The organism is Thalassolituus sp. UBA6592 (assembly GCF_002433655.1).
In the GTDB taxonomy this organism is placed as follows: Bacteria; Pseudomonadota; Gammaproteobacteria; order Pseudomonadales; family Oceanobacteraceae; genus Venatoribacter.
Window position 1 is genome coordinate 1 of record NZ_DJIO01000074.1, and the last position, 9,726, is coordinate 9,726.

Below are 9,726 nucleotides of genomic sequence, written 5' to 3' on the forward strand. Positions count from 1 at the left end.
CCCAAACTGTGGGACAGCAGTGGCATAAGCGGCCTCTTTTCTATCTGATCTAATCCGAAGATTAAACAGAGTAGTACATATCGAACTCAACTGGGTGAGTAGTGTGCTCAACGCGGTACACTTCTTCCATTTTCAGTTCGATGTAAGCTTCGAGCATGTCTTCGGTGAATACGCCACCGGCAGTCAGGAACTCTTTATCAGCTTCCAGGCTGCTCAGCGCTTCACGCAGAGAACCGCAAACCTGAGGAATCTTAGCAGCTTCTTCAGCTGGCAGATCGTACAGGTCTTTGTCTGCTGCATCGCCAGGGTGCAGTTTGTTTTTAACACCGTCGATACCAGCCATCAGCATTGCTGCGAACGCCAGGTATGGGTTAGCAGTAGGATCCGGGAAACGTGCTTCAATACGCTTGCCTTTAGGAGACGCAACGTAAGGAATACGGATAGAAGCAGAACGGTTACGGGCAGAGTATGCCAGCATCACTGGTGCTTCGAAGCCTGGGATCAGACGCTTGTATGAGTTAGTGGACGGGTTAGTGAACGCGTTCAGTGCTTTAGCGTGCTTGATGATACCGCCGATGTAGAACAGAGCAGTTTCAGACAGGCCAGCATAGCCGTCACCAGCGAACTGGTTTTCACCGTCTTTCCAGAAAGACTGGTGAACGTGCATACCGGAACCGTTGTCACCAACAACTGGCTTAGGCATGAAGGTAGCAGTTTTACCGTATGCAGCAGCAACGTTGTGAACAACGTATTTCAGCATCTGTACTTCGTCAGCTTTCTTAACCAGAGTGTTGAATTTAACACCGATTTCGTTCTGACCAGCGTTAGCTACTTCGTGGTGGTGAACTTCTACGTCCAGACCAATAGCCATCATGGTGTTACACATTGCAGCACGGATGTCGTGCATGCTGTCCACTGGTGGAACCGGGAAGTAACCGCCTTTAACGCGTGGACGGTGACCCAGGTTGCCGCCTTCTACTACAGAAGCAGTTGCCCATGCACCTTCGTCAGAGTTGATCTTAACGAAACAACCCTGCATGTCCTGACCCCAGGTGATGTCGTCAAAGATGAAGAATTCTGGCTCTGGACCAAAGAACGCAGTGTCACCCAGACCAGTAGACTGCAGGTAAGCTTCAGCGCGTTTTGCAACGGAACGTGGGTCACGCTCGTAGCCTTGCATAGTGGAAGGCTCGATGATGTCACAACGCAGAACCAGAGTTGCGTCTTCAGTGAACGGATCCAGGAAGCAGGTAGAATCGTCTGGCATCAGAATCATGTCGGATTCGTTAATGCCTTTCCAACCGGAAATAGAAGAACCGTCGAACATCTGACCGGTTTCGAAGAATTCTTCATCAACGTATGAAGCAGGGATAGTAACGTGCTGTTCTTTACCCTTGGTGTCGGTGAAACGCAGGTCGACCCACTTCACGTCATTTTCTTTGATCAAATTCAGAGTGTTCTCTGACATCTTGTTGTCTCCAGATGCTGGTTCATTTTGATTCGGGTTGCCCCGTTTTTCCATGCTCGGTCTTGGAGCAATTAGTGTGCCATTTTGGGCAATGCCGAAACCCACGGTTTTAATGGGCTACAATGCCCACCCGACAACACTAACGCACTGCAAAAATGCAAAAACAATGGTGTTCGCACCATATTGATGCACAAATTTAAACAGAACTGACCAGCCAGAACATGTTCGCCCATTATAGGTTCAGCATCTCTTCCGGGTACATGGGGGAAAGCACAAAAAGTGCGCCTCAGGGCAAGATTACGCTTCTTTACTGTACAGATTGCTGGTTCAGCGTCGCATTCAGGCAAAAAGATTGTGCATTTACGTCTCTGTCTTAAGACTCTCTGCTGACACATAAACCCGAAATGGTTTGTCCCGAATCTGTAAGAAGCGTCTGCCATTCTCGCCGATATCCGGACTTATTTTCCGCCCAGCGTATATCCGCGCGGTCAGACAATGTACAATCCGGTACCTTTTTTTTCAGTGGCGGCTAAACCGGCCTCAGCGATCATGAATTTACGCTGGTAACCGAGCTGCATCCACGCATCAGAGAGCGTACATGAAAGTGTGCGAACGATGACGCACACACAGGCTAAACTTGAAATATGTCTAACGAAATCAATAACTTAAGAAACATCGCCATCATTGCGCACGTTGACCATGGTAAAACCACCCTGGTTGATAAGCTGCTGGAGCAATCCGGTACGCTGGACCGCAACCAGGGCGGCGAGCGCGTGATGGACTCCAACGACCAGGAGAAAGAGCGCGGCATTACCATTCTGGCGAAGAACACCGCCATCCGCTGGAACGACTACCGCATTAACATCGTGGACACACCGGGACACGCCGACTTCGGTGGTGAAGTAGAACGTGTAATGTCTATGGTGGATTCCGTATGTCTGCTGGTAGACGCCGTTGACGGCCCGATGCCTCAGACCCGTTTCGTAACTCAGAAAGCCTTCGAACGTGGCCTGCGTCCGATTGTTGTAATCAACAAAATCGACCGTCCGGGTGCACGCCCTGACTGGGTAATGGACGAAATCTTCGACCTGTTCGACCGCCTGGGTGCAACCGAAGAACAGCTCGACTTCCCGGTTATTTACGCTTCCGCTCTGAACGGTATTGCCGGTAACGATCCGGACGATATGGCTGAAGACATGAGCCCGCTGTTCCAGATGATCGTTGATCACGTACAGCCACCGGAAGTTGAAATCGACGGTCCGTTCCAGATGCAGGTTTCCGCTCTGGACTACGACAGCTTCGTCGGCGTTATCGGTGTTGGCCGTATTACCCGTGGCCGCCTGAAGCCAGGTACCGACATCCAGCTGATCGATCTGAATGACAAAGTCCGTAAGGGCCGTATTCAGCAGGTAAAAGGCTTCCACGGCCTGAACCGTGTTGACGTAGCAGAAGCGACCGCCGGTGACATCGTCTGTATATCCGGTATCGATGGCCTGAACATCTCCGACACCCTGTGTGCCGTGGGCAATGTTGAGGCTCTGCCAGCACTGAGCGTAGACGAGCCAACCGTATCCATGACCTTCCAGGTGAACGATTCTCCGTTCGCCGGTAAAGAAGGTAAGTTCGTGACCTCACGTAACATCAAGGACCGTCTGGATCAGGAACTGATCCACAACGTGGCGCTGCGTGTTGAGCCAGGCGACAGCCCTGAAAAATTCAAGGTTTCCGGCCGTGGTGAACTGCACCTGTCGGTTCTGATTGAAACCATGCGTCGCGAAGGCTTCGAAATGGCCATCGGTAAGCCTGAAGTTGTGCAGAAAGAAATTGACGGCGTCATGCAGGAACCGTACGAACAGGTGGTGATCGACGTTGAAGAAGAGCACCAGGGTTCCATTATGGAAGAGATGGGTAACCGTCGTGCGGAAATGACCAACATGGTTCCGGACGGCAAAGGTCGTGTACGTCTGGAGTTTATCGCTCCGGCCCGTGGTCTGATCGGTTTCCGCGGTCTGTTCCTGACCCTGACTTCCGGCTCCGGTATTCTGACCAACGTGTTTGATCACTACGGTCCGGTACAGACCAGCCTCGGCTCTACCCGTCACAATGGTGTACTGGTTTCCATGGTTGCCGGTAAAGCGCTGGGTTATGCCCTGTACTCTCTGCAGGATCGTGGCCGTCTGTTTATCGGTCCTCAGACTGAAGTGTACGAAGGTATGATCATCGGTCTGCACTCCCGTGATAACGACCTGGTGGTTAACCCAACCAAAGCCAAGCAGCTGACCAACGTGCGTGCCTCCGGTACTGACGAAGCCATCGTGCTGACACCACCGGTTAAGCACACGCTGGAACAGGCGCTGGAATTCATCGAAGACGACGAGCTGGTAGAAGTAACGCCAGTAAGCATCCGTCTGCGTAAGAAATTCCTGACCGAGAACGAGCGTAAACGCGCTAAGAAAGGCTGAGTTTAACGACTGACCTTTGTTCTCTTAAAAAGCCGGCAATTGCCGGCTTTTTTATTTCCTGTACCGGGCGTTGCCCACATTCGTTTTCCTGTCAGACGAAAGCCGGTCTATAGTAGTTGCAAACCGGTTGCTACAGTCTGCTGCTATGCGCTTACTTATCCTTCTTTCCATACTGCTTCTGCCCGGTCTGGCAGCAGCCACCGAACTCACTCTGGGCTGCGGAAATTCGTTGCCACCGTATGTTATTCAGCACAATAACCGCGGGATTGCTCTGGAGCTGATGCAGCGCGCCATGCACCTGCAGGGCTACCGGGTTGAAGTTTACTACGGCTCCAACTCGGAACTGGCTGAACGCTTCAACCGTGGTGAGCTCGATATTCTCTGTATCACCAACAAAGACGTTACCCCCAGAGCCTACTTCTCCCATGAGCCTCTGCTGGTGTTCCACAATCACGCGGTGACACTGAAAGAAAATAAGATACGGCTGGCCTCAGTCAGCGAGCTGGAGCAATACCGCATAGGAGCCTTCAGTCTCGCCAGCAAACTGCTGCCAGTACCGTTTGCCGCCACCGTGGCCAAAAGTCCCGAATATACGGAATTCATTGACCAGCAATTGCAGGTAAAACAGCTGTTCAACAAAGAAAAGGACGTCATCATCATCGACCGTATGATCTTCCGCTACTTTATGAGCCGTCTGCGCCGGGCAGCACCGGAAGATGCCAACCTGCGCTCTGACGTTGAGCTGCACGCTCTGTTTCCAAGCACCGAATACTTCACCGCTTTCCACTCCTCAGAGCTGCGCAATGCCTTTGACGCCGGCATGAAGAGCCTGGCTGAATCCGGTGAAAAAGAGCAGATCATCACCGCATACGACCGCCTGCTGTCAGAGTATCTGTTCCAATAGAGAACCCGCACACTCAGCGAACAGGCATAAAAAAACCCGGCACAGGCCGGGTTTTTTTATCGCGTTAATCCACAGACTCAGATATCAGAAATGGATTTCAGCGGGTAGTTGGCTGGCAGCGGCTGACGGGCAACGCCAGTGTCGATTGCAGCCTGAGCCACAGCAGTAGACACAGCACCCAGCAGACGGCTGTCAACGGCTTTAGGAATGATGTATTCCTTGCCGAACTCCAGAGAATCCAGACCGTAAGCGTCCAGAACTTCCTGAGTAACTGGTTCTTTTGCCAGACCAGCCAGAGCCTTGGCAGCAGCCAGTTTCATTTCTTCGTTGATCACTTTGGCGCGAACGTCCAGAGCACCACGGAAGATGAACGGGAAGCCCAGTACGTTGTTCACCTGGTTCGGGTAGTCAGAACGGCCGGTTGCCATGATGGCATCCGGACGTGCTTCAGCAACCACTTCCGGCATGATTTCCGGAACCGGGTTGGCACAGGCGAAGATGATCGGGTTTTCAGCCATCGCTTTGATCTGTTCGCCAGTCACCATGTTAGGACCTGACAGACCCAGGAAGATGTCAGCACCAGCCAGCGCATCGTCAACGGTACGCTTGTCAGTATCAACAGCGAATGCCTGCTTGTACTGGTTCAGGTCGGTACGACCGGAGTGAATCACACCGTTACGGTCACACATGAAAATGTTTTCTGGCTTCATACCGGCCAGGATCAGCAGCTTGGAGCAGGAGATCGCAGCGGCACCGGCACCCAGTACACACATTTTTGCGTCTTCTACTTTCTTGCCAACGATTTCCAGAGCATTCAGTGCACCGGCAACGGTTACGATCGCAGTACCGTGCTGGTCATCGTGGAATACCGGGATTTCACACTGTTCAATCAGAGTACGTTCGATTTCAAAACACTCAGGTGCTTTGATGTCTTCCAGGTTGATACCACCGAAGGTGTTCGCAATGCGGCGAACGGTGTCGATGAAGGCCTGTGGGCTTTCAGATTCCACTTCGATATCGATGGAATCAACGCCAGCGAAACGTTTGAACAGCAGGGATTTACCTTCCATTACCGGCTTGGAAGCCAGAGGACCCAGGTTACCCAGACCCAGAATTGCAGTACCGTCAGAGATAACCGCTACCAGGTTGCCTTTCGCTGTGTATTTGTAGGCATTTTCAGGATCTGCCGCAATTTCTTTAACCGGCTCAGCCACACCAGGGCTGTAGGCCAGTGACAGGTCACGGGAGGTTTTAGCCGGGGTGGTCAGTTCAATGCTGATCTTGCCTGGCTTAGGAAACTGATGGTAGTCCAGAGCTGCTTGTTTTAAATCTTCTGACATAGTGCTCATCCAGTCTTGTCGCGTTGTAATAATTGCCGACTGTGCAACATCGTCCAGGACACAGGGGCGCAAGGGGCGTACTTTCTACCAAAATCCAATACCCTTTTCCAGCAAATATGGCATGGAAAGGCACTTAATTGTTCTGAATCATGACCTTATATGCTTTGGCAGACGCATAGTTACACGCAATCCGGGATGAATATTCTCCGCAGTAATTTTTCCGTCATGCAGTTCAACAATGCGCTTGACCAGCGCCAGTCCAATGCCATAACCACCGGAGCTCTGGGAGCGGGAATGCGTGTGAGAACGGGCAGTATCGACCTGCACAAAGGCATCAAAGATGCGCTGCAGATCCTCTTCCGCAACCCCCGGCCCGGAATCCGCAACCCATAGTTCAATCTCATCACCACGCTGAGCGGCACCGACCCGCAGCACGGAATCCGCGGGCGAGAAGCGGATGGCATTGCGCAGCAGGTTATCGAAGGCCCGCTCCACCAGCATCCATTCCCAGGAGGCTTTCACCTCAGCTGCAGGCAGATAGGTTTCCAGCACCAGGGATTTCTGCGAAATCTCCAGTGCCGCGTCCTGCAGCCAGATACCCACCTGCGCGCTGACCGACAGTTTTTCGGTCTGCAGTGTGCTGTTATTGGCCTGACGCAGCCGCGCCAGATCGAGAATATCACTGATCAGACTGTCGACCTGCTCAACCGCCCGCTCAATACGCTGATGCTCCGCAGCCAGCGTCTGATGGGTATCTTTTTTACGGGCAATCCCCAGTGCGATCTGCAGACGGGTCAGGGGAGAGCGTAATTCGTGGGATACATCACGCAGTAACTGCTGATGGGAATGCAGCAGACGCTGCAGGGCATCGGCCATGTCCGCCACATCATTGGCCAGCGTGCCGATTTCATCATGGCGATGCAGGTCCGCTTCCAGCCCGGATACGTCGAAGTTTCCGCGTCCCAGCTGGCGCACGGTAGAACGCAGACGGCGGATTGGCCGCGTCAGGTTCCAAACCAGCAGGAAACACAGCAGAGTCACCACCAGAATTACCGTCAGCGGTACCAGCCAGCGATGCTCATTATCGAGCACATTGTGCAGTTCAGTGCGGGTAACCGACAGGTACAGATAGCCGTCGTACTGCAACGGCCCGACCATCACCCAACCATCATTTTGCCCCCACAGCACTTCGCGGCGGTTGGCAGCCTGATCGGCAAATTCTTCCAGATCGTGGGGGAGCTGACTGACAGCATCGACAGGCGCAGCCACCAGATTCCAGCCCGGACGCAGGGAGCGCCACAGGCGGCGGCCTTCGGCAATCACCGGCCGCTCGTGTTCCATCTGATCGACCAGCAGGGCCACTTCGCGCTGCGTCGCTGGCCGCAGATAGTCATTACCAATCCACTCGTAGGTGAAAACTGCGGCCCCCATGGCGAGAAAGATCACGCACCAGAACCACAGGAAGATTTTCAGGAACAGCGAGTGGTACCAGCGCATCAAGGCACCAGCATGTAACCGCGCGAGCGCACCGTCTTAATCCACTCCGCATTGCCGTGGCGTTCACCCAGCTTTTTACGCAGGTTGCTGACGTGCATATCGATGGAACGATCGTACGCCATTAACGGACGGCCAAGAGCGGCCATCGACAGAGTATCTTTATCCACCAGCTCACCAATATTGCGGATCAGGCATTCCAGAACGCCATACTCAGCTCCGGTGAGAGATACCTCTTCACCACTTTTGGTCACCAGACGTTTGCCCAGATGCAGCACAATGTCATCGACTGAGAGCTCTTCCGCCTCAGCGTTCTGAATGCCATCAGAACTCAGTTCGATACGACGGAACAGCGCCTTGATACGCGCCACCAGTTCATGATGATGATAAGGCTTGGGAATATAATCATCGGCGCCGTGCTCAAGGCCCAGCACCCGGTCGACGCTTTCGCCGCGGGCCGTCAGCATAATCACAGGCAATGATGAGCTTTCACGCAGGGTGCGCAGCACTTCAAATCCATTCATTTCAGGCAACATCACATCCAGTAACATCAGATCAAATTGCCCTTCGAGCGCAGCATTTAAACCGCTTTTCCCGTCGTTGACGACAGTCAGTTCAAAGCCTTCCATTGACAGATATTCTGTCAGCAGCTCTCCGAGTTCATAATCGTCATCGACGAGTAAAATGGATTTCATAATCTCCTCCGGTAGCGGCCACAGTGTATCCCTGATGCCTGTTTTCGTGACAGGACTTTACCCTTCTTTGCCAAGGTATGTTGGTTCAGGAATATTTACTGATCCAGCAGAGTGGCCAGCCAGCGGGTGCGGTCATTTACCTCGAAAGCAATCTTGACCACCATGGTTAACGGAATGGACAACAGCATGCCAACAGGCCCTAACACCCAGCCCCAGAAAACCAAAGACAGGAAAACCACCAGGGTGGAAAGACCCAGTGTACGCCCCATCATTTTTGGCTCAACGATATTGCCATAAAAGGTGTTAGCCACCACGTAGACAATCGCCGTCAGGATGGCTTCCCCAACACTCAGCTGAATCAGCGCCACCAGCACAGCTGGCACGGCTGCAATAATAGATCCGATATTGGGAATATAATTCAACAGAAATGCCACCAGCGCCCACATGGCAGCGTAATCAACGCCGATAATCCACAGCGCAATACCAATGGTCGCACCGGTCATTAAACTCACCAGGGTTTTGATCACCAGGTATTTCTGTACCAGCTGAGAAAAGCGTGAGAAATGTTCAACCGCCAGGGTTTTATCACCCAGCGCCCGGCGCATTTTATTAGGGAAACCGGCGGCCTCCAGCAGAATAAAAATCACCGTAAATAAAATCAGAAAGGTATTCGCCAGCACCCCGCCGAGGCCGTTAAAAACGTTGGCGACCATTTTCATAACGGCGCCGGGGTTCACGTATTCACGCAGAATATTATCCGCAACGTCGATGCCTCTGCCCTGTAACCAGCTGACAGAAGTACTGACCAGCGCCTGCAGTTTATCTTCGTACAGCGGCATGTCCTGATAAAAGGCATTAATAGTGCGGCCAACAAAGGTGGCCAGCAGGCTGCCAAACAACAGGAAGCCGACCAGGATAAGCAACAGCGCCAGCACTTCCGGCACCCGGTGCCGGGTCAGCCAGTGCATCAGCGGCGCACTGAGAATGGCGATAAAAATAGCGAGCAGAAACGGAATCAGAATGCTGGCTGAACTTTTAATACCAGCGATGACGATCACCACTGAGGCAGCCGTCATCAGAATATTTCCGGCCAGACTTTTATCGACAGACATATTTCCCGTACCCTGTACTCCCTGAAGGCCCAAGAGAATACACGACTCAGACCAGCGTGCGCGAGTCCCGTACTCATCATCTCAGGATCACTTAGCTTCGCCGCTGAATTATTCACCGGCGAGCTTGGCATCCTGAATGAACTTCTATACTATTCGCGCCCTGATCGCGGAAGTGGTGAAATTGGTAGACACGCTGTCTTGAGGGGGCAGTGCCTTTCGAGGCGTGGGGGTTCGAGTCCCCCCTTCGGTAC

At 52.8% G+C, this 9,726-nt stretch carries 7 protein-coding genes and 1 tRNA gene; 3 read left to right on the top strand and 5 right to left on the bottom strand.

Translation table 11 applies throughout. The features are described 5' to 3' along the window. Nucleotides 1–61 precede the first annotated feature (61 nt). Nucleotides 62–1,468, bottom strand: a complete 1,407-nt coding sequence (glnA, locus tag B2Z72_RS07220; RefSeq protein ID WP_296985292.1) for a glutamate--ammonia ligase — start codon at nt 1,466–1,468, stop codon at nt 62–64. A gap of 644 nt (nt 1,469–2,112) precedes the next feature. Here glnA and typA point away from each other — a divergent pair. Continuing rightward, complete coding sequence (gene typA / locus B2Z72_RS07225) at nt 2,113–3,930, top strand: translational GTPase TypA (protein WP_296985293.1); 1,818 nt, start codon at nt 2,113–2,115, stop codon at nt 3,928–3,930. A 145-nt stretch (nt 3,931–4,075) separates the two neighbouring features. After that, the gene (locus B2Z72_RS07230; RefSeq protein WP_296985296.1) at nt 4,076–4,834 is read left to right on the top strand and encodes a substrate-binding periplasmic protein; all 759 of its coding nucleotides are present in this window, start codon (nt 4,076–4,078) and stop codon (nt 4,832–4,834) included. Between the two features lie 77 nt (nt 4,835–4,911). On the opposite strand, the gene B2Z72_RS07235 is transcribed toward B2Z72_RS07230, so the two are convergent. The 4 genes from B2Z72_RS07235 to B2Z72_RS07250 all read right to left on the bottom strand — a co-directional run bounded on the left by B2Z72_RS07235 (nt 4,912) and on the right by B2Z72_RS07250 (nt 9,475). Next, nucleotides 4,912–6,174: a malic enzyme-like NAD(P)-binding protein gene (locus B2Z72_RS07235; RefSeq protein ID WP_296985298.1), complete on the bottom strand. Its 1,263-nt coding sequence runs from the start codon at nt 6,172–6,174 to the stop codon at nt 4,912–4,914. A gap of 147 nt (nt 6,175–6,321) precedes the next feature. After that, entirely contained in the window at nt 6,322–7,671 is a 1,350-nt protein-coding gene (locus B2Z72_RS07240; protein WP_296985300.1) for a HAMP domain-containing sensor histidine kinase, read from the bottom strand. After that, the gene (locus B2Z72_RS07245; RefSeq protein WP_296985302.1) at nt 7,671–8,363 is read right to left on the bottom strand and encodes a response regulator transcription factor; all 693 of its coding nucleotides are present in this window, start codon (nt 8,361–8,363) and stop codon (nt 7,671–7,673) included. The genes B2Z72_RS07240 and B2Z72_RS07245 overlap by 1 nt, the downstream gene beginning before the upstream one ends. Nucleotides 8,364–8,458: 95 nt before the next feature. Further along, complete coding sequence (locus tag B2Z72_RS07250) at nt 8,459–9,475, bottom strand: AI-2E family transporter (protein WP_296985303.1); 1,017 nt, start codon at nt 9,473–9,475, stop codon at nt 8,459–8,461. A 166-nt stretch (nt 9,476–9,641) separates the two neighbouring features. Here B2Z72_RS07250 and B2Z72_RS07255 point away from each other — a divergent pair. Next, nucleotides 9,642–9,725, top strand: a tRNA-Leu gene (locus B2Z72_RS07255). Nucleotide 9,726 lies beyond the last annotated feature (1 nt).